This is a genomic window from uncultured Oscillibacter sp. (genome assembly GCF_900546705.1).
Lineage (GTDB): Bacteria > Bacillota > Clostridia > Oscillospirales > Oscillospiraceae > Oscillibacter.
In genome coordinates this window covers 1-18,902 of the sequence record NZ_URDP01000014.1, presented here as the reverse complement: position 1 = coordinate 18,902, position 18,902 = coordinate 1, and the positions used below count along the sequence as shown (strand labels likewise).

The 18,902-nt window shown below is 63.4% G+C and carries 17 protein-coding genes; 16 read left to right on the top strand and 1 reads right to left on the bottom strand.

Annotation, left to right across the window (positions count from 1 at the left end; genetic code table 11):
• Window position 1 precedes the first annotated feature (1 nt).
• From mutL to lepA, 14 genes are all read left to right on the top strand, one after another.
• A complete protein-coding gene (gene mutL / locus QZS13_RS04630) occupies window positions 2-2,056 on the top strand; it encodes a DNA mismatch repair endonuclease MutL (protein ID WP_295586116.1) in 2,055 nt (684 codons plus the stop codon).
• A 180-nt stretch (window positions 2,057-2,236) separates the two neighbouring features.
• Entirely contained in the window at window positions 2,237-2,422 is a 186-nt protein-coding gene (locus QZS13_RS04625) for a DUF6440 family protein (RefSeq protein ID WP_295586114.1), read from the top strand.
• A gap of 3 nt (window positions 2,423-2,425) precedes the next feature.
• Entirely contained in the window at window positions 2,426-3,019 is a 594-nt protein-coding gene (locus QZS13_RS04620) for an NAD(P)H-dependent oxidoreductase (RefSeq protein ID WP_295586110.1), read from the top strand.
• A gap of 35 nt (window positions 3,020-3,054) precedes the next feature.
• Window positions 3,055-3,999, top strand: a complete 945-nt coding sequence (miaA, locus tag QZS13_RS04615) for a tRNA (adenosine(37)-N6)-dimethylallyltransferase MiaA (protein ID WP_295586107.1) — start codon at window positions 3,055-3,057, stop codon at window positions 3,997-3,999.
• Between the two features lie 62 nt (window positions 4,000-4,061).
• Window positions 4,062-4,295: an RNA chaperone Hfq gene (gene hfq / locus QZS13_RS04610; RefSeq protein ID WP_295586105.1), complete on the top strand. Its 234-nt coding sequence runs from the start codon at window positions 4,062-4,064 to the stop codon at window positions 4,293-4,295.
• 33 nt (window positions 4,296-4,328) lie between these two features.
• Window positions 4,329-5,588, top strand: coding sequence for an HlyD family efflux transporter periplasmic adaptor subunit (locus QZS13_RS04605; RefSeq protein WP_295586102.1), 1,260 nt, complete (start codon window positions 4,329-4,331; stop codon window positions 5,586-5,588).
• Between the two features lie 28 nt (window positions 5,589-5,616).
• Window positions 5,617-6,312: a YggS family pyridoxal phosphate-dependent enzyme gene (locus QZS13_RS04600; protein ID WP_295586100.1), complete on the top strand. Its 696-nt coding sequence runs from the start codon at window positions 5,617-5,619 to the stop codon at window positions 6,310-6,312.
• A 23-nt stretch (window positions 6,313-6,335) separates the two neighbouring features.
• Window positions 6,336-6,773, top strand: coding sequence for a cell division protein SepF (locus QZS13_RS04595; RefSeq protein WP_295586097.1), 438 nt, complete (start codon window positions 6,336-6,338; stop codon window positions 6,771-6,773).
• 27 nt (window positions 6,774-6,800) lie between these two features.
• The gene (locus tag QZS13_RS04590; RefSeq protein ID WP_295586095.1) at window positions 6,801-7,568 is read left to right on the top strand and encodes a DivIVA domain-containing protein; all 768 of its coding nucleotides are present in this window, start codon (window positions 6,801-6,803) and stop codon (window positions 7,566-7,568) included.
• A 50-nt stretch (window positions 7,569-7,618) separates the two neighbouring features.
• Window positions 7,619-8,497, top strand: coding sequence for an HAD family hydrolase (locus QZS13_RS04585; protein ID WP_295586092.1), 879 nt, complete (start codon window positions 7,619-7,621; stop codon window positions 8,495-8,497).
• Window positions 8,498-8,641: 144 nt separating this feature from the next.
• On the top strand, window positions 8,642-9,328 hold the full coding sequence (locus QZS13_RS04580; RefSeq protein ID WP_295586090.1) for a helix-turn-helix domain-containing protein: 687 nt from the start codon (window positions 8,642-8,644) through the stop codon (window positions 9,326-9,328).
• Between the two features lies 1 nt (window position 9,329).
• Window positions 9,330-10,757 (top strand): MBOAT family protein, encoded by a 1,428-nt coding sequence (locus tag QZS13_RS04575; RefSeq protein ID WP_295586087.1) that lies wholly within the window; start codon window positions 9,330-9,332, stop codon window positions 10,755-10,757.
• Between the two features lie 10 nt (window positions 10,758-10,767).
• Window positions 10,768-11,847: a hypothetical protein gene (locus QZS13_RS04570; protein ID WP_295586084.1), complete on the top strand. Its 1,080-nt coding sequence runs from the start codon at window positions 10,768-10,770 to the stop codon at window positions 11,845-11,847.
• 59 nt (window positions 11,848-11,906) lie between these two features.
• Window positions 11,907-13,712 carry a translation elongation factor 4 gene (gene lepA / locus QZS13_RS04565; protein ID WP_295586082.1) on the top strand — a complete coding sequence of 602 codons (1,806 nt, stop codon included), beginning with the start codon at window positions 11,907-11,909 and terminating at the stop codon, window positions 13,710-13,712.
• 313 nt (window positions 13,713-14,025) lie between these two features.
• On the opposite strand, the gene QZS13_RS04560 is transcribed toward lepA, so the two are convergent.
• Complete coding sequence (locus QZS13_RS04560) at window positions 14,026-16,299, bottom strand: PAS domain-containing protein (protein ID WP_295586079.1); 2,274 nt, start codon at window positions 16,297-16,299, stop codon at window positions 14,026-14,028.
• Window positions 16,300-16,555: 256 nt separating this feature from the next.
• Between QZS13_RS04560 and QZS13_RS04555 the strand changes: the two genes are divergently transcribed.
• Together QZS13_RS04555 and carB are read left to right on the top strand one after the other, a co-directional pair.
• On the top strand, window positions 16,556-17,620 hold the full coding sequence (locus QZS13_RS04555) for a carbamoyl phosphate synthase small subunit (RefSeq protein ID WP_295586077.1): 1,065 nt from the start codon (window positions 16,556-16,558) through the stop codon (window positions 17,618-17,620).
• On the top strand, window positions 17,620-18,902 hold a 1,283-nt coding region (carB, locus tag QZS13_RS04550), incomplete at its 3' end, for a carbamoyl-phosphate synthase large subunit (RefSeq protein WP_295586074.1). The genes QZS13_RS04555 and carB, both read left to right, overlap by 1 nt.

The window sequence follows — 18,902 nt, the reverse complement described above, 5'->3', positions numbered from 1 at the left end:
TATGCCCCACATTCAAAAGCTGGACCATCATGTCTCAGAGCTGATCGCCGCCGGCGAGGTGGTGGAGCGCCCTGCCAGTGTGGTCAAGGAGCTGGTGGAAAACGCCATTGATGCGGGAAGCTCCGCTGTGGTGGTGGAGATCCGCCGGGGCGGCATGGGCCTCATCCGGGTAACGGACAACGGCTGCGGCATTGCCCCCGACGAGCTGCCCACCGCCTTTTTGCGCCACGCCACCTCCAAGCTCCGTACCGGCGAGGATCTGGGCCGCATCGGCACACTGGGCTTCCGGGGGGAGGCGCTGGCGGCCATTGCCGCCGTGAGCCATGTGGAGATCCGCACCCGGGAAACCGGCGCGGATACGGGGGCATGCCTCCGGCTGGACGGCGGCGTACCGGGGGCGGTGGAGGAGACCGGCACGGCAGAGGGCACTACTATCGCCGTACAGGACCTCTTCTACAATACCCCTGCCCGGCTGAAGTTCATGCGCAAGGACAGCGCGGAGACGGCGGCGGTGGCGGGGCTGATGCAGCACCTGGCGCTGTCCCACCCGGATATCTCCTTCAAGTTCATCAAAGACGGCGCGGAAGCCCTTCACACTCCCGGCGACGGGCGGCTGGATTCAGCCATTTATGCGGCGATGGGCCGGGACTTTGCCCGGAGCCTCGTCCCCGTTTCCGGCCGGGGCGGCGAGGTGGCGGTGGACGGCTTTGTCACCAGGCCCTTGATGGGCCGGGGCTCGCGGTCCATGCAGGTGTTTTTCGTCAACGGACGGTTCATCAAGTCCCAGCTTCTCACGGCGGCGGTGGAGGAGGGGTACCGCAACCAGATCATGAAGGGCAAGTTCCCCGGCTGCGTGCTTGCCGTGACGCTGCCGGTGACGGCGGTGGACGTGAACGTCCATCCGGCCAAGACCCAGGTGAAGTTTGCCCGGGAGCGGGAGGTGTTCGACGCCGTTTACCACACGGTGCTCGACTGCCTGGACCGCTCCGGCGCCCCGCAGAGTGCTCCTGAGCCCCAGACATTGACGGCGCCCGCCCGCAGGGATTTCTTCCAGACCATGGACGCCGCGTCCTTCCGGGCACAGCACGGCAGCGCGGAGAAAAAGCCGTCCACGCCATCCCAGCAGAGCGGCGTGCCTGTGCGCGGATGGGACACGGAGCGCCGGAGCGCGGTGGTCCGTGTGGCGGACAGCGTGCCGGAGAAGCAGCCGGTCCGGCCGGCGGCTCTGAGCGCCCCGCCCCGGTCCGCAGTGGAACGGCCTTCCGCGGAGCAGAGGCCCGCCGTATCCCGCCCGGCGGCGGAACCCGGCATGCCGGTGAGTCCGGCACGGGAGACGCAGGTCCGGCCCGCCCCGGTGGAGCAAACGCGCGATCTTCCCCGGATGGCAAAGGCGGCCCCCGAGGAGGACAAGCCCCAGAGGCCCTTTGTGCCCGCCATCCCGCAGTCCCACACTGGGGAGGACTTGCCCGGCCAGCAGACCCTGGAACAATCCGAGGCCCCCTGGCGGATGGTGGGCGAGGTGCTGCATACCTACATCGTCTGTGAGAGCGCCGACGGATGCGTATGGCTCATCGACAAGCATGCCGCCCATGAGCGGGTGAACTTCGACCGCCTGATGGCGTCCCGGACGCCGCCCATGCGCCAGACGCTGCTGCGTCCTGTACCGGCGGAGCTGGGGCGGGAAGACGCAGCGCTGCTGCTGGAGAACCTGCCGGTATTGGAGCAGCTGGGCTTTGCGTGTGAGGACTTCGGCGACGGCACGGTGCTGGTGCGGGAGGTCCCGGCGGATCTGGATGCCGACGAGGCCGCCGCCACGCTGGAAGAGCTGGCCCAGACGCTGCGCAGCGGCCGCTCTCCGGAGGAAAAGCGGGAGGCGCTGCTGCACACCATGGCCTGCAAGGCGTCCATCAAGGGCGGCTGGACCAGTGATCCGGCGGAGCTGCGGGTACTGGTGGAGAAGGTACAGCGGGGCGAGGTGAAGTATTGCCCCCACGGCCGCCCTGTCGCCGTGAAGCTGACCAAGTACCAGATCGAGAAGATGTTCGGGAGAGCATGAGTGTATCGGAATGCGCATCCGTGGGGCAGAGGATCGGAAATCCCGCGCCTGCGGCGCGATACGGCCGCCCGGTTGCGGTGAAGCTGACAAAATATCAAATCGAGAAGATGTTCGGAAGAGCGTGAGAGTATCGGAATGCGCGGGCGGACATTCCACAGCACTGGAAAAGGAGACAAGGATATGGCAAAGGACCGTTTCGTGAAAGTATACAGCCAGGGCGCCATCAACGTCTCGGAGATCTGGGTGGACCGGGAGACCGGCGTCCAGTATCTGTTCCATGCCAGCGGCAACGCCGCCGGGCTGACACCGCTGCTGGACCGGGAGGGCCGGGTGATGGTCACATACTTGAAGGAGGAATTGGATTAAACCATGAAGCTGCTGTTTGTGGATTGCTGTATCAGCCAGCGGGGCGAGGACTCCCGGACGAGAAAACTGGCCAAGGCGTATCTGGATGCGTTTTCCAAGGCCCATCCCGGCGCGCAGGTGGAGACCGTGACACCGGAGATGCTGCTGGCCCTGCGCCCCTTTGATGCGGCTATGCTGGACGAGCGGGATGCCCTGGCTGCCGAAAAACGCTGGGATGCGCCGGTATTCGACCTGGCCCGGCAGCTGCGCGGGGCGGATGCGGTGGTGGTGGCGGCGCCCTACTGGGATCTGAGCTTTCCGGCAGCGCTGCGGACGTACATTGAATATGTCTCCGCCAATGGCCTGACCTACCACTATGAGTCCGACGGCTGCCACGGGGACTGCCGGGCGGAGCGGCTGGTGTATCTGACCACCGGCGGCGATGTGGAGCGGGAGGACAGCGTGGGCGTGGTCCACTGGCGGCAGCTGGCCGCCATGTTCGGCATCGGCCGGTTTGACTATGTGTTTGCCGGCGGACTGGACATTGTACCGGATCGGGCAGAGGAACTGCTGGCTGCTCAGTGCAAGCTGGCGGCGGCGCTGGGCGCCGAGGAGTGACCGGCTGGACCGGGCAGGGCGGAAAGGAGGCGGCCATGGCGCCGAAAATCGTGTGTGTGGTGGGCCCCACGGCCTGCGGGAAAACGAAATTGGGCGTGCTGCTGGCCAAGCGGTACGGCGGGGAAGTGGTCTCCGCAGACTCCATGCAGATTTACCGGGGGCTTACCATCGGCACCGCCGCACCCACGGAAGAGGAGATGGAGGGGGTGCCCCACCACATGGTTGCGGTGGCGGACCCTGCTGAGCAGTGGTCTGCGGGACGGTATGTCCAGGCGGCTGTTCCGGTGGTGGACGATATCCTCCGCCGTGGGAAGCTGCCCATTGTGGTGGGCGGCACCGGCCTTTGGATCGACGCCCTGGTGCGGGGGCACAGCTTTGCCCCCGGAGCCGCCGGCGGCGCCGTGCGGATGGAGCTCCAGCGCCGGCTGGCAGCGGAGGGCATTGAACCGCTGCTGGAGGAACTGCGCAAAGTGGACCCACAGGCGGCGGCGCGGCTGCACCCGCGGGATGAAAAGCGCGTTCTCCGGGCGTTGGAGGTGTACCTGGAGACGGGCACCACCATTACCGCACACAACGCCGCCGAGGCGGCGCTTCCGCCCCGGTACGACGCTGTGTGGATCGGCCTTGCCTTTGCAGAACGGGCGGACATGCGGGCGCTCATTGACCGGCGGGTGGACGCCATGGTGGAAGCGGGCCTTTTGGATGAGGTGGACTGGCTTTTGTCGCTGGGACTGCCGCCGGAGGCCACGGCCCTTCAGGCCATCGGCTACAAGGAATTCCTTGCGGCCAGGGCGGGAGAGATCAGCGTCCGGGAGGCGGTGGAGGAGGTAAAGCTCCGCTCCCGGCAGTATGCCAAGCGGCAGCTGACCTGGCTGCGGCGCAACAAGGCCATCCACTGGATTTTGTGGGAAAAAGAGCGGGATTTTGCCCGTGCTGTGCAGGTTTCGACGGAAATCCTCTCCGCTGCGGGGGTATGCTAGCCTCAGGCGGACGGGAGATGTGGCATCGTCCGACCGAGAAAGAACAAAGGAGCGGACATACCATGGGAACCAAAGCCAATTTGCAGGACCTTTTTTTGCTGCGGGCCAGACAGGAGCACTTGCCGGTCACACTGTTTTTGATGAACGGCTTTCAGATGCGGGGCATTATCACCGGCTACGACGCCTTTGTGGTGGTGCTGGACTCCGACGGCCGTCAGCAGATTATCTACAAGCACGCCATCTCCACCATTGCGCCGTCCCGGCCGGTGGATCTGGAGGAGGCGGGGGGACAATAAGCGCGCCGGCGGGCCGGCGCCGTAAGGAGAGTCATGAAAGAGAGCGCACTTGGAACAAAACTATTGCTGCTGCTGGTGACCGTGGGAGTACTGAGCTACTTTGTGGTCCAGGGGCTGGAGTATCTGTCCGACCCGCTGAACACCACGCTGGCCTATACATACGAAGTGGAGGAGACCATCGACCTTTCCGGGTATGTGGTGCGGCAGGAGACTGTGCTGCCCGACGAGTCCGGCGGCCTTCTGCAGCTGCAGCGATCCGAGGGCGAGCGGGTCAGCGACGGGGGCACGGTGGCACTGGTCTACGCGGACCAGGCGTCCCGTGACCGCCAGGAGCAGATCGAGGAGCTGACCGCCAGGCTGGAGCAGCTACAGTTTGCCCAGGAGGCGTCGCTGGAGGCGGATGTGTCCGTGAAGCTGGACGCCCAGATCCTCCAGGGAATCCTGGACTACCGGACGGACATCACCGCCAACCGGCTGGACAAGGCGGAAGAGCACGAGACAAACCTGCGCTCTCTGGTGCTCAAGCGGGACTACACCTACACGGACACGGAGGACCTGACCGGGCAGATCAGCGACCTGCAGACCCAGCTCAAGAGCCTGCGGGCCCAGGCGGCCTCCTCTGTCCGACGGATCACGGCGCCCTTTGCCGGAACGTACTCCGCCGTAGTGGACGGCTATGAGGCGGTGCTCACGCCGGAGTCAGCGGCGCAGATGACGCCCTCCCAGCTTTCGGTGGTGGAGCCGGACAGCGCCGCGGCCTCCAACCAGGTCGGCAAGCTCATCAAAGGCGACGACTGGTATTACGCCGTCATTATGGATGTCCAGCAGGCCGCGGAGCTGAAGGAGAGCGGCACGCTGACGCTGCGCTTTGCCAAGGGCGTGGAGCAGGATCTGGAGGTCACCGTAAGCTCCGTGGGTCCGGAGGAGAACGGAAAGGCCGTGGTGCTGTTTCACGGGACCAAAAATCTGCCCCAGCTGACGCTGCTGCGGGAACAGAGTGCCCAGCTGATCCAAAAATCAGTCAGCGGTATCCGGATTCCTCAGGAGGCCCTGCGGGCCTCCAACACCAAAGTGGACGAGGAGGGGAACCTGGTCCAGGAGGAGGCGCTGGGCGTGTACTGCGTGGTGGGCATGGAGGCCCGGTTCAAGCCGGTGGAGGTGGTCTACCGGGGCGACAGCTACGTGCTGGTGCGCTCCACGGCCCAGTCCAATCAGGAGAAGCTCCGGCTGCGTCCGGGGGATGAGGTCATCCTTACGGCAAACGATCTCTACGACGGAAAAGTCGTTGGATAAATTGAATTTCAGAAAGAAGTTGGAAAGCATGTCCATTGCGGAAAATATTGCGCAGGTACGCGCGAACATGGCCGAGGCCTGCCGCCAGGCGGGCCGCGCGCCGGAGGAAGTGACGCTGGTGGGTGCCAGCAAGATGAATGACGCCCAGGCCTGCCGGGACGCCATTGCCGCCGGCATCGACGCGCTGGGAGAGAACCGGGTGCAGGAGATGACCAGCAAGCTGGCGGAGCACGCCTATGACGGCGCGCCGCTGCATTTCATCGGCCACCTCCAGCGCAATAAGGTCAAGCAGGTGGTGGGCAAGGTGGCCCTCATCCAGTCGGTGGGGTCCACGGAGCTGCTGGACGAGATCGAGAAGGTGGCCGCTGCCCGGGATCTGGTGCAGGATATTTTGCTGGAAGTGAACATCGGCCGGGAGGAGGCCAAGAGCGGCTTTGCTCCCGAGGAGGTGTTCGCTGCGGCCGAGCATGCCCTGGCGTGTCCCCATGTCCGGGTACAGGGTCTGATGACCATTCCTCCCGCCGACGCCGACCGGGAGACGAATATGCGGTATTTTCAGGAAGTGCGGGCGCTTTATGTTGACATCAATGCAAAATTGTTCCATAATGAACTAAAGTGCCTCTCCATGGGCATGAGCGCCGACTATGCCGACGCCATTGCCTGCGGCGCCACCATGGTCCGGGTGGGCACCGCCATTTTCGGCAAGCGGAATTACAATATCTGACACTCCCACAGGAGGTTTTTTCCATGAGCATCATTGATGAATTGAAAAAGTGGACCCATCCCTACGAGGATGAGGACGAGGAATTCGACGACTTTGACGACGCGCCCCGGCGGGAGCCTGCGTTTGAGGACCGGAAGGCCAAGGCGGAGGAGCGGCGCAACAAGGTGGTCAATATCCACGCCACCACCCAGCTCAAGGTGGTGCTGGTCAAGCCCGAGCGGTTTGAAAACGCCTCCGAGATTGCCGACCATCTCAAGGACAAGCGTACGGTGGTGCTGAACCTGGAGTCCACCAACAAGGACATTGCCCGCCGTCTCATCGACTTCTTGTCCGGCGTGGCCTATGCCGGAGAGGGCAAGATCAAGAAGGTCGCTGCCAACACCTACCTCATCACGCCCTACCATGTGGATATTGAGGGCGACCTGATCGACGAGCTGGAAAACAACGGGCTTTATTTCTAAAAAGAAGAGAACGGGGGATTTTGGGCTATGCTGACACCGCAGGAAGTTTCCACCCACGCCTTCAGCAAGGCGGTCATGGGCGGATATAATATGGCCATGGTGGATGAGTTTCTCGATGAGCTCACCGACGACTATACCGCACTTTACAAGGAGAACGCCGCCCTCAAGGCCAAGATGAAGGTCTTGGTGGAGAAGGTGGAGGACTACCGGGCCACGGAGGACTCTATGCGGGCCACGCTGCTCACCGCCCAGAAGATGGCGGATTCCATTGTCCGGGAGGCGGAGGCCAAGCGGGATGAGCTGATGGCACAGGCACAGACCCAGGCTCAGGAGAAAATGGACCAGCTGCGCAAGGAACTCAGCGAGGCGGAGGACCGGCTGCGTCAGGGCCGCCAGCAGCTGAGCCAGTTCATCGCTGACAGCCGCGCCATCTGTGCCAAAGAGCTGGAGTTCCTGGAGCAGTTGCCTCAGCTTCCGGCGGAGGAGCCCGGCGAGCATGCGGTGCAGGATGAGGCCCGTGAGATCGGCGAGACGGTGATGGCCGCTTTTGCCGCCCAGGAGCAGAGCGCGCCTGCGGCGGAGCCTGCCCAGAGTGAGGAGCCGGCTGCGCCTGCTCCGGAAGCGGAGCCCGCCGCGGAGCCGGTCCGCAGTGAACAGGCCCGTCCGGCGGAGGACTATCCCGCAGGTGACCCCTTTGCCCGGGAAGACGAAGGCGAGGAGGAAGTCTCCGAGCCCACCCGGCGCATCAATCTCAGCGATCTGAAATTCGGCCGCAACTACAAGGGCGACCGGTAACAAAAAGCGGCTCATGGAATGAGCCGCTTTTTTCATAAGGAGGGAATCCTATGGACAGACAGCCCATTGTGGCGCTTTTGTATGACTTCGACAAGACTCTTTGTACCACGGATATGGAGGACTACGCCTTCATTCCCTCTCTGGGCATGACCCCGGCGGAGTTCTGGGCCCGGGCCAACCACTTCGGAAGATCCAACCGGGTGGACGGCATCCTGGCCTATATGTACACCATGCTGCAGGAGTCCGCACAGCGCCATCTTCCATTCACTCGGGAAGATCTGGTGGAAATGGGGCGGGGTATCGTACTCTTTCCCGGGGTGGAGGACTGGTTCGGGCGGATCAACGCCTTCGGCGAGAGCCAGGGGGTCACGGTGGAGCACTATGTGATCTCCTCCGGACTGCGGGAGATTATCGAGGGCTCAGCCATCTCCGGTGCGTTTAAGGAGATCTACGCCAGCGAGTTTTACTATAACGAGGCGGGCGTGCCGGTCTGGCCCAAGCTAGCCGTCAATTTTACAGCCAAGACTCAGTTTGTCTACCGGATCAACAAGGGCGTGCTGGACGTGTCCGACGACAAGACCCTCAATGACTCCATGCCCGACGACAGCAAGCGGGTGCCCTTTTCCAACATGGTCTACATCGGAGACGGCCTCTCCGACGTGCCCTGCATGAAGATGATGCGCTCCTACGGCGGCCAGGCCATTGCCGTCTACCAGGAGGGCAACCGCCAGGGCGTGGAGGACCTGCTGGCCAAGGGGCGGGTGGATTTCATTTTCCCGGCGGACTACTCCCGGGGCACTGCGCTGGAGTCCACGATGCAGGACATCATTCGCAAAATGGCCACCTGCGACCGTCTGGCCGAGTGCAACGCCAGGCAGCTGCGGTCCATCGGCGGAGACATATTGCAGGGACAGGTAGGCCTGTTCTGAGGGCGCTGACCCCGGGTCCGGCCGAAAAATGGGAAAACCGGCGTTTCGTTGACTCGAAACGCCGGTTTTTTCCTTTACTTTTTGTAGCCTTTTTGCTAAACTATACTCTGCGTATTTTAGAGCGCGCAAAGGAGAGAGAAAATCATGGCATCTGAATTTTCCCGTACACTGTCGCTGCTGCGGCAGGAGCGCGGCGTGTCCCAGAGGACGGCCGCCGGGGATCTGGGAATTTCCCAGGCGCTTTTGAGTCACTATGAAAACGGCATCCGGGAGCCGGGCCTTGCCTTCGTGGTGCGGGCGTGCGACTATTACCACGTTTCCGCCGACTTTATTCTGGGGAGGACATTATCCCGGGAGGGCAATATGCTCTCGGAACAGGAGGTGCTCTCCGCTGCGGACGAGGGCAATATCCTGCAGGGCAGCGTGTTGGCCACGCTGCAAAGCAAGCTCCTCTCCGGCGCCATCGGGGTGCTGTTCGGCCTTTTGGGCAAGCTGGGAGACAAGACGGCCATCAACGCCGCCGCGGCCTATGTGGGCAGCGCCGTCTACCAGCTCTATCGGCATCTCTACCGGGGGGCCGGCGCCAATGAGGCCTACTTTGCCCTGGACCCCGCCGCCTGCACCATGGGCGCTGCAGATGCGGACATGAAGGTGTCCGAGCTCCACTATGCCCGGGCGCTGCGCCTCTGCCAGGGACAGAAAAAACCGTTTCCGGACCTTTCTCCGGAGGCGCTGACCGCTGCCTACCCCGGCCGCTGCCAGAGTCTGACCCAGGTGCTGAGCACCGCCGACGCGCGCCTTTGCGCCGTGGCGGACAAGCAGGAGAAATAAGATGAGTTTTCAATCCCTTTCCTTCCTGGCGTTTTTGGCTGTGACCCTGGGCGTGTGTCTGCCTCTGGGAAGCCGGAATCTCCGATGGGGGCAGGCGGCGCTGAGCGTGCTGTGCCTTGTGTTCTACGTGCTGGGCGGCGGCTGGGCGGCGCTTTTGGTGCTCCTGGCAGGCGCTGCCGTCACTGTGGGGGCGGTGCGGTACCTGACCGACGGCAAACCGGAGAAACGGCGCCGGGCCGTGGCTGCCGGGGCCATCGTCTGGCATGCGGCGGTGCTGCTGGTGTTTAAATACACCGGCTTTTTCACCGGCGGCGCCGTGGATCTTGGGTGGGCTCCCCTGGGACTGAGCTTTTTCACCTTTCAGCAGATCTGGTGCATCAAGGAGGTCTATACCGGGGCCTTCCGGCCGGCGGACACCGGCAGTTTCCTGCTCTATGACTTCTTTTTCCCCACCGTCACGTCCGGACCTATCCTCAAGCCGCAGAACTTTTTTCCTCAGCTGACGGAGGGGCGCTTTCTGCACCCGGATTGGGAGGACGCGGCGGCGGGCGTGTATGCCATCGCCGTGGGCACCATCAAGAAGGTGCTGCTGGCGGACCCCTTCGGCGTGGTGGTGAACAACGGCTGGGCGCAGCTGGCGGACCTGAGCGCCCCGGCGGCCTGGCTGGTGATTCTGGGCTATACCCTGCAGCTGTACTTTGATTTTTCCGGATACTGTGACATTGCCGCAGGGCTTGCCCGGCTGCTGGGACTGCGGCTGCCGGTGAACTTCAACTCCCCCTATCGCAGCCTCTCCGTGGGAGAGTTCTGGAAGCGCTGGCACATCACCCTCACCAGCTTTCTGCGGGAGTGCGTGTATTTCCCCTTGGGCGGCAGCCGGAGGGGGACGGTGCGCACGTACTGCAACATCCTGGCCATCTTCCTTGTCAGCGGGCTCTGGCACGGAGCGGGATGGACGTTCATTGTCTGGGGGCTGCTCCATGGCCTGGGCCAGGTGATCGAGCGGGTGTGGGGGCCCGGCCGGGATAAGCTGCCCCGGTGGCTGCGGTGGTGTATGACATTCCTCTTTGTGAACGTGGCCTGGGTATTTTTCCGGGCACCGGATTTTTCCGGGGCGCTGGAGCTGCTGGGCCGGGCCGTAACCGGCGGATTCTCCGGACCGGAGAGCTGGCTGCTGACGGGGCTTTTCTCCAAGGAGACCAGCGCGGCGGAGATCCTGATTTCCGGCGCGGCGGCCTGGGAGGACACGGTCCGTCTGGCGGGACTGTACGGCATCGGACTGCTGGCGGCTCTGTGGCCCCGGAATGCCGCGGCCCAAATGGACCGGTTCCGGCCCACCGTCTGGCAGGGAGCCCTGCTGACGCTGGGACTTGCCTGGTCTATCCTGTCCTTTACCGGGATCACCACCTTTATCTATTCCAATTTCTGAGGAGGCCGCCATGAAACAAGCATATCGACGCTGGGTCTGCGGCCTTGTGGCGGCGCTTTTGGCGCTGCTGGCGGTGTGTGCCGCCGTGGTGTATGCGGTGGACCCCTGCCTGTATTACCGGATGCCGGAGGACTGGGAGCCGGTGTTTTTCAGCGAGCGCTATCAGGCGGCGGGCCTGGTAAAAAATGTGGAGGCGGACACGGTGCTGCTGGGCACCTCCATGGCGGCTAACTACCGTGCCTCCTGGGTCGGCGACACCTTCGGCGGCACCGGACTGCGCATCACCATCCCCGACGGGTACCTGAGCGAATTTGACCAGGTGATGGAGCTGCTCTTCCGCAGGCAAAACCCGCGGCGGGTGATCTTCGGCCTGGATCTGAACATCCTGGTGCGGGACGAGAGCGGCCTCACCGGCGCCATGCCCGGCTATCTCTACAACGTCAATCCGCTGGATGACGTGCGGTATCTTCTCAACAAGGACACGCTGTATTACAGCTTTTACACCCTGATGGCACGCCAGTGGGGCACCGGACAGACCCTGGACGAGGGCTTCACCTGGGACGAGGGCGTCTGGTGGAACCACATGACGGCTCTGGAAAACTATGAACGGCCGGAGCAGACGGCGGAGATCCTGCCGCAGGATGCCTATCTGTCCGCGGCGGAGGACAATCTGGCGGTGGTGGAGGATTGGGTGCAGTCCCATCCGGATACGGAATTTGACATCTTCTTCCCACCCTACAGCATCCTCTTCTGGGACAAGGCTGCCCGTCAGGGCACCACGGACGCCATGCTCGGGGCGCTGGAGCTGGCGGTGAACACGCTGGCGCCCTACCACAATGTCCGCCTGTACGGATTTTTGCTGGATGAGGATATCGTCACAGATCTGGATTACTACTGTGACTACGTCCACCACTCCGGAGCTGTGTGTCGGATCCTGCTGAACAAGCTGGCGGCAGACCAGGAGCGGCTGACCGAGCAAAATATCGGCCAAATCCTCGCCAATTGGCGGGAGATTGTGGTAAACTACAACTATGAGAAATTCTGGGATGAGTCGTTCTGGATTGCCTGGAATGCATCCCACGGCGCCTGAGACTTGGTTTTTCGGCGCGGCGCGCGTCAGCGCAGACCTGCCAAGGAGGCTGAAGCATTATGATTAAACAAAGCAACATTCGAAATTTTTCCATCATTGCCCACATTGACCATGGCAAGTCCACACTGGCGGACCGGCTGCTGGAACAGTGCGGCGCCGTCAGCGCCCGGGAGATGGAGTCCCAGCTGCTGGACAATATGGACCTGGAGCGGGAGCGGGGCATCACCATCAAGGCCCGGGCCGTCCGGCTGACCTACCACGCCAAGGACGGGCAGGACTACGAGCTCAATCTGATCGACACCCCGGGCCATGTGGACTTCAACTACGAGGTCTCCCGATCCCTGGCGGCCTGCGAGGGAGCTGTGCTGGTGGTGGATTCCACCCAGGGCGTGGAGGCCCAGACTCTGGCCAATACGTACCTTGCCCTGGAGCACGACCTGGAGATCTTGCCGGTGTTCAACAAGATCGACCTGCCGGCGGCGGACCCCCAGAAGGCCAAGCACGAGGTGGAGGACATCATCGGCCTGCCCGCCATGGACGCGCCGGAGATCTCCGCCAAAATGGGCATCAACATTGAGGCGGTGCTGGAGGACATTGTGAAAAACGTGCCGCCTCCCGCCGGCGATGTGACGGCTCCCCTGAAGGCGCTGATCTTCGACAGCCAGTATGACAGCTACCGGGGCGTCATCGTCTACTTCCGTATCATGGAGGGCACCATGCGGGTGGGCCAGCAGGTGAAGATGATGGCCTCCGGCGCCACGTATCAGGTTATCGAGTGCGGCCATCTGCTGCCGCTGGGCATGGAGCCCTGTGAAACACTGGAGGCCGGCGAGGTGGGCTACTTCACCGCCAGCATCAAAAACGTCCAGGACACCCGGGTGGGCGATACCGTCACCGATGCCGCCCGGCCTGCGGCGGAGGCGCTGCCCGGCTACCGGCCTGTGCAGCCCATGGTCTACTGCGGCATCTATACCGAGGACGGGTCCAAGTACCCGGACCTGCGGGACGCGCTGGAAAAGCTCCAGCTCAACGACGCGTCGCTGAGCTTTGAGCCGGAATCCTCCGTGGCATTGGGCTTTGGCTTCCGCTGCGGCTTTTTGGGGATGCTCCACATGGAAGTCATCCAGGAGCGGCTGGAGCGGGAGTTCGACCTGGATCTGGTGACCACGCTGCCCTCGGTCATCTACCACGTCTACAAGACGGACGGCACCATGGTCAAGGTGGACAATCCCCACAACTACCCGGACCCCGCAACCATTGAGCACGCGGAGGAGCCCTATGTGAAGGTCTCCATCATTGCCCCCAACGAGTATGTGGGCAATATTATGCCCATGTGCCAGGACCGCCGGGGCGAGTTCAAGGACATGCAGTACCTGGATACCAACCTGGTGGAGCTGCACTATCAGATGCCCCTGAACGAGATCATCTATGACTTCTTCGATGCCCTGAAGGCCAATACCAAGGGCTATGCGTCGCTGGACTATGAGCTCTCCGGCTACCGCCCCAGCGAGCTGGTGAAGGTGGACATGAAGCTCAACGGCGAAGGTGTGGACGCCCTGAGCTTTATTGCCCACAAGGACAAGGCTTACCCCCGGGCCCGGCGGCTTTGCGAAAAGCTCAAGGAGAACATTCCCCGTCAGCTGTTCGAGGTGCCCGTCCAGGCGGCCATCGGTGGCCGGGTCATTGCCAGGGAGACCGTCAAGGCTATGCGCAAGGACGTGCTGGCCAAGTGCTACGGCGGTGATATCACCCGGAAAAAGAAGCTGCTGGAAAAGCAGAAAGAGGGCAAAAAGAAGATGCGGTCCCTGGGGTCGGTGCAGATCCCCACAGAGGCATTTTTGGCGGTGCTGAAGCTGGACGAGTAAAGGGGCATCTTCATTTTGCCCGGGGCCCCGCAGCGCGGGGCGGCGCAATGCGCCGTACAAGCGTTTTCACTGGAGCGAAAACCTCAAGGTGAATTGGCTGAAAGCCAAGAGAGAGCGGCCTGGGCCGTGGCGCAGGCGGAATTCACTTCCGCCGCGCAGGTAAAAATAGGTCTCCCGGCGGATAGTATATCCGGCGGGACAAAAAGAAGATGCGGTCCCTGGGGTCGGTGCAGATCCCGACGGAGGCATTTTGGGCCGCGCTGAAGCTGAACGAATAGAGGAAAAGCGCCGGAGAGATTTCTCCGGCGCTTTTTTATGGGTATTCCAGCGTAATGAGCAGGGTTTTCCGTTCCTCGTCCAGGAAGGAACAGCAAACCCGGCCCGGCGGCCCGCCTACCTCCCGGGGCGGACAGTCCAGCCGATAGACAGGGGATTCCCGCAGACGGGACAGAATTGTCTCTACACGCAGTGCCCGGCGCAGGGCAGTCCGCTGCGGTGTGGGAGGCAGATTCCGCAGCTGGCGGGCGGCCACAGCATCAAAGGAGGCTCCTGCCGGAAACAGCCCGCCGGGGCCGTAGACCCGGCAGCTGCCGTCGGCCACGTCCACAGTCACCAACGCAGCATAGTCCCGCCGGGCCAGTGCCGTCAAAAGGGCGCTCTCCCGGCACCGGCTGTCCACGTCCGCAACGGCGCAGAAAAGCTCCACATGCCGGCTGTCGGGATTTTCCGCCATCTCCAGGGTGGTGTGCACCCAGAGTTCTCCTGCCTCCACACGCAGGCGATGTTCCAAATCATAGTGGGACTGGCCATGGGCAAAGGACTCCATCAGGGCGGTAGGGGTAAAGCGGCGGGCGAATTCCGCCCGCTGTGTCCGGTCGGGGATAATCCGACGAAGGTGGCGCAGGCTGGCCTCAGCGGAGTTGGCAAACACCACACCCAGCAGGTGGTCATTTTCCCCCTGGGCATCCAGGATGCGGCCGGCGGTCAGATCCAGACGGATGAACACCAGCGTCCCCGGCGGCACCGCCTTGTATCGGTCCGACAGCGTCTGAAACCGCAGGGCGGCGGCCTTGCGGTCGGAGATGTCCTCGGCCTTGCCCAGAAGCCCGTATACGTCGCCCTTGGCGTCAAACAGGCTCACCAGGGACACCCGGAACCATCTCCAGCCCCGACCGTCGTAGTTGCCCCGGTATTCCAGGGCACCGGTGCCGGGGTGGGCGCAGGCCCGCCGCAGGGCGCTGATCAGCCGGCGCCGGTCGTCGGGGTGGATCACCGGGGCATCCTCCAGATAGGAAAGATATGCCTCAATCCGGCGGGTGGACCGGTGTCCGCCGCCGTCATAGGTCTCCACATGGGCCACGTCCTCGCCGGGCAGGTAGTCCAGGCTGATGATCTGGGAGCGGTCCAGCAGCAGGTCGCACAGCTGGGTGCGCAGCCGGAGCTCAGATTGGGTCTGCTGTTCCTCCGTCCGGTCCCCGCAGGTCAGGTACAGCTCTGCGCCATCCTGCCCGTCCGGACGCCAGGTGCCCTCCAGCACCAGCTGCAAAAGGCGGCCGGTACCGGTGCGGACGGGGCACAGCTGCCGGAAGGGAAGCCCCATGACCCGGCCCCGGACCAGCGATGCCTCCAGCTCTTCCCGCTGCTGGGCGGGGATGCAGAAAAACGGGTCCAGGTTCAGCTGCCGGATCAATTCCTGCGCCGGATACTCCAAAAGCTGTGCCAGGCGGTCACTGACCGCCATGATCTCCGGGGATGCGTCCGGCAGACAGCGTGCCAGCAAAAACGCGCCGGGCAGGGTGTGCAGCAGGGCGGACAGCTGCGCCCTGGCGCTGTCCAGCTGGGACTGCCGGAGGGCCAGCTGCTCCTGGTGCTCCCGGGAGGGCTGGAGCTCCGGCAGCAGTGCACAGAATGTACCTGCGGCGGTGCGGTGTGCCCGGAAGCTCACCCATACCGACTGCCCGTCCCGGCAGGTCAGGCGCAGCTCCTGGCATACGGGTCCGCCTCCCGCGGGAGCGTCCAGCAGTGACTGGAGCAGCGCCGGCCAGTCCCCGGAGTGGATCAGCGCGGAGAAATCCTGGGAAAAGCGGTCGTACAGTTCCCGCTGACTCCAGCCGGTCAGCCGGCACAGGTGCTGGTTGAACGACAGGCACCGCAGCCCACGGCGGCTCAGCTCCAGTACACAGGCGGCGCAGGGGAAGGCGTCCGGCGGCAGGGCTGGCGTCTCTGATGCCGGGGCGTCCCGGGCCTCCAGCACACAGGCCACCACACCGTACATGACCTGGTAGCAGGTGACCTGCAGCGTGGTGCCGGTGGCAGACTGGAATGTGAGGCTGGCACCCGAGCCGGAGAAGGCCACAGCCTGCATGGCAGCCAGCTCCGCCAGACGCTGGGGCGGGTAGAGCCTGGTAAAGCGGCAGCCCTTGAGCGTCTGGGGCGCTGCACCCAGCAGCGCGGCAGCGGGAGGGTTTGCAAAGCGGCATACCAGATCCACCATGGTGCCGTCTCCGTCGGTGATGACCTCCGTGAGCACAAAGGGAATCCGGCTGTCCTGAAAGGGCTTTGAAAATTTTTCCAGGTGCTTGGCCATGGCGCGCCTCCTTCCCAATGGTTATTTTTTCATTATAGCCTGCCAGCGGGGAAGTTGCAACGAAAGAAGGGGGGGCCCGGAGGTTTTTGGTACGATAGGTCGACCTTTGCCGGAAATGCACAAAAAAAGTAGTACCTCTTTGGAAAAAGTCTGTGGGTCCGAAGGCGCCAAACCATTGACGGGACTGGAAAAAAAACGCATAATAGCATAAAATAGAGTAAAATAGACGAAATGCGGTCTGAAGTGGGAGGCGGCTATGAAAAAAGGATACTTGGTGCTACAGGACGGCCGGGTGTTTGAGGGCATCCGGTTCGGCGCGGAGGGCGACACCGTGGGGGAACTGGTGTTCACCACGGGTATGTGCGGCTACATTGAAACGCTGACGGACCCCAGCTACGCAGGACAGATTGTCATGCAGACGTATCCCCTCATCGGCAACTACGGCATCATCCGGGAGGACTTCGAGGGCGCGTGCTGCGTCAAGGGCTACGTGGTGCGCGAGTGGTGTGACACCCCGTCCAACTTCCGCACGGACTGCGACCTGGACACGTTCCTCAAAGAGCAGGGGGTGCCGGGCCTCTGGGGTGTGGACACCCGGGAGCTGACCCGCATTATCCGGGAGCACGGCGTCATGAATGCCACCATCTGTGACGCGGTGCCGGAGGACCTCAAGCCCGTGGAGACGTACACCGTCACCGGTGTGGTGCGTGCGGTGACCTGCCGCGAACCCTCTGTCCACCCGGCGGCGGGGGAAGAGCGCTTCCGCGTCAGCCTCATTGACTACGGCGCCAAGCGCAACATTGTCCGGGAGCTTCAGAAGCGGGGCTGCACGGTGACGGTGCTGCCTGCCTCCGTGACGGCCGAGGAGGTGCTGGCCGCCGATCCCGACGGCGTCATGCTCTCCAACGGCCCCGGCGACCCGGCGGAGAATACCTTTGAAATTGACCAGATCCAAAAGCTCCTGGGCAAAGTGCCCGTCTTCGGCATCTGCCTGGGTCACCAGCTGATGGCCCTGGCCGCCGGCGGCAGCACCTACAAGCTCAAGTACGGCCACCGGGGCGTGAACCAGCCGGTGCGGGAGACGGCCGGGAAGCGGACGTACATCACCAGCCAGAACCACGGCTACGCCGTGGACGGCGAGACCATCCAAGCCGGCCGGGTGTCCTTCTTCAACGCCAACGACGGCACCTGTGAGGGCATCGACTACCCGGAACTGCGGGCCTTTACAGTGCAGTTCCACCCGGAGGCGTGCACCGGCCCCAAGGATACCTCGTTCCTCTTTGACCGGTTTATGAATGTGATGAAAGGCGGTGCGCTGTAATGCCTCTTGATACCAGTATCAAAAAAGTCCTTGTGATCGGCTCCGGCCCCATTGTCATCGGTCAGGCGGCGGAGTTTGACTACGCCGGCGCCCAGGCCTGCCGGGTTTTGAAGGAAGCCGGCGTCAACGTGGTGCTGTGCAACTCCAATCCCGCCACCATCATGACCGACCAGGCCATGGCGGACGAGATCTATCTGGAGCCGCTGACGGTGGAGACCATCAAGCGCATCATCAAAAAAGAGAAGCCCGACTCCATTCTGGCGGGCCTGGGCGGCCAGACGGGCCTGACCCTGGCCATGCAGCTGGACAAGGAGGGCTTTTTGGAGCGCGAGGGCGTGCGGCTGCTGGGCACGGACGCCAAGGCCATCTCCCGGGCAGAGGACCGGGAGCTGTTCAAGGAGGCCATGGCGGAGATCGGCCAGCCGGTCATCGCCTCGGATATTGCCGAGACGGTGGAGGACGCCCTGGCGGTGGCGGAAAAAATCGGCTATCCGGTCATCGTCCGTCCCGCCTTTACCCTGGGCGGCGCCGGCGGCGGTGCGGCCAAGAACGAATCTGAGCTGCGGATCATTGCTCAGACCGGTCTGGACGCCTCTCCCATTACCCAGGTACTGGTGGAGAAGGCCATCTTCGGCTGGAAAGAGATCGAGTTTGAGACCATGCGGGACTCTGTGGGCAACGTGATCGCCGTGTGCTCCATGGAGAACCTGGACCCCGTGGGCGTCCACACCGGCGACTCCATCGTGGTGGCCCCCACCCAGACCCTGGCGGACAAGGAGTTCCAGATGCTCCGCTCCGCCTCCCTGGATATCATCACCCACCTTGGCATCGTGGGCGGGTGCAACTGCCAGCTGGCGCTGAACCCGGACACCTTCGAGTACGCAGTCATCGAGGTCAACCCCCGCGTGTCCCGCTCCTCCGCCCTGGCCTCCAAGGCCACCGGCTATCCCATCGCCAAGATTACCACCAAGATCGCCCTGGGCTACACCCTGGACGAGATCAAAAACGACATCACCGGCAAGACCTGCGCCTGCTTCGAGCCCACGCTGGACTACATCGTGGTGAAGATGCCCAAGTGGCCCTTTGACAAGTTTGCCGATGCCTCCCGGACCCTGGGCACCCAGATGAAGGCCACCGGCGAGGTCATGGCCATCGGCCCCAGCTTTGAGATGGCTCTCATGAAGGCCGTCCGGGGCGCGGAGATCGGCCAGGACACCCTCAACCGCAAGGTGGACCCGGATGACGACGCCCCCATTTGGGAGCGGCTGCGCCGGGTGGACGA

Coding starts and splice junctions, on each gene's coding strand:
- QZS13_RS04560 (WP_295586079.1), bottom strand. CDS start 16,299: ATGGCCAAGCACCTGGAAAAATTTTCAAAGCCCTTTCAGGACAGCCGG.
- miaA (WP_295586107.1), top strand. CDS start 3,055: ATGGCGCCGAAAATCGTGTGTGTGGTGGGCCCCACGGCCTGCGGGAAA.
- QZS13_RS04590 (WP_295586095.1), top strand. CDS start 6,801: ATGCTGACACCGCAGGAAGTTTCCACCCACGCCTTCAGCAAGGCGGTC.
- QZS13_RS04625 (WP_295586114.1), top strand. CDS start 2,237: ATGGCAAAGGACCGTTTCGTGAAAGTATACAGCCAGGGCGCCATCAAC.
- QZS13_RS04575 (WP_295586087.1), top strand. CDS start 9,330: ATGAGTTTTCAATCCCTTTCCTTCCTGGCGTTTTTGGCTGTGACCCTG.
- QZS13_RS04620 (WP_295586110.1), top strand. CDS start 2,426: ATGAAGCTGCTGTTTGTGGATTGCTGTATCAGCCAGCGGGGCGAGGAC.
- mutL (WP_295586116.1), top strand. CDS start 2: ATGCCCCACATTCAAAAGCTGGACCATCATGTCTCAGAGCTGATCGCC.
- QZS13_RS04580 (WP_295586090.1), top strand. CDS start 8,642: ATGGCATCTGAATTTTCCCGTACACTGTCGCTGCTGCGGCAGGAGCGC.
- hfq (WP_295586105.1), top strand. CDS start 4,062: ATGGGAACCAAAGCCAATTTGCAGGACCTTTTTTTGCTGCGGGCCAGA.
- QZS13_RS04600 (WP_295586100.1), top strand. CDS start 5,617: ATGTCCATTGCGGAAAATATTGCGCAGGTACGCGCGAACATGGCCGAG.
- QZS13_RS04570 (WP_295586084.1), top strand. CDS start 10,768: ATGAAACAAGCATATCGACGCTGGGTCTGCGGCCTTGTGGCGGCGCTT.
- QZS13_RS04555 (WP_295586077.1), top strand. CDS start 16,556: ATGAAAAAAGGATACTTGGTGCTACAGGACGGCCGGGTGTTTGAGGGC.
- QZS13_RS04585 (WP_295586092.1), top strand. CDS start 7,619: ATGGACAGACAGCCCATTGTGGCGCTTTTGTATGACTTCGACAAGACT.
- lepA (WP_295586082.1), top strand. CDS start 11,907: ATGATTAAACAAAGCAACATTCGAAATTTTTCCATCATTGCCCACATT.
- QZS13_RS04605 (WP_295586102.1), top strand. CDS start 4,329: ATGAAAGAGAGCGCACTTGGAACAAAACTATTGCTGCTGCTGGTGACC.
- QZS13_RS04595 (WP_295586097.1), top strand. CDS start 6,336: ATGAGCATCATTGATGAATTGAAAAAGTGGACCCATCCCTACGAGGAT.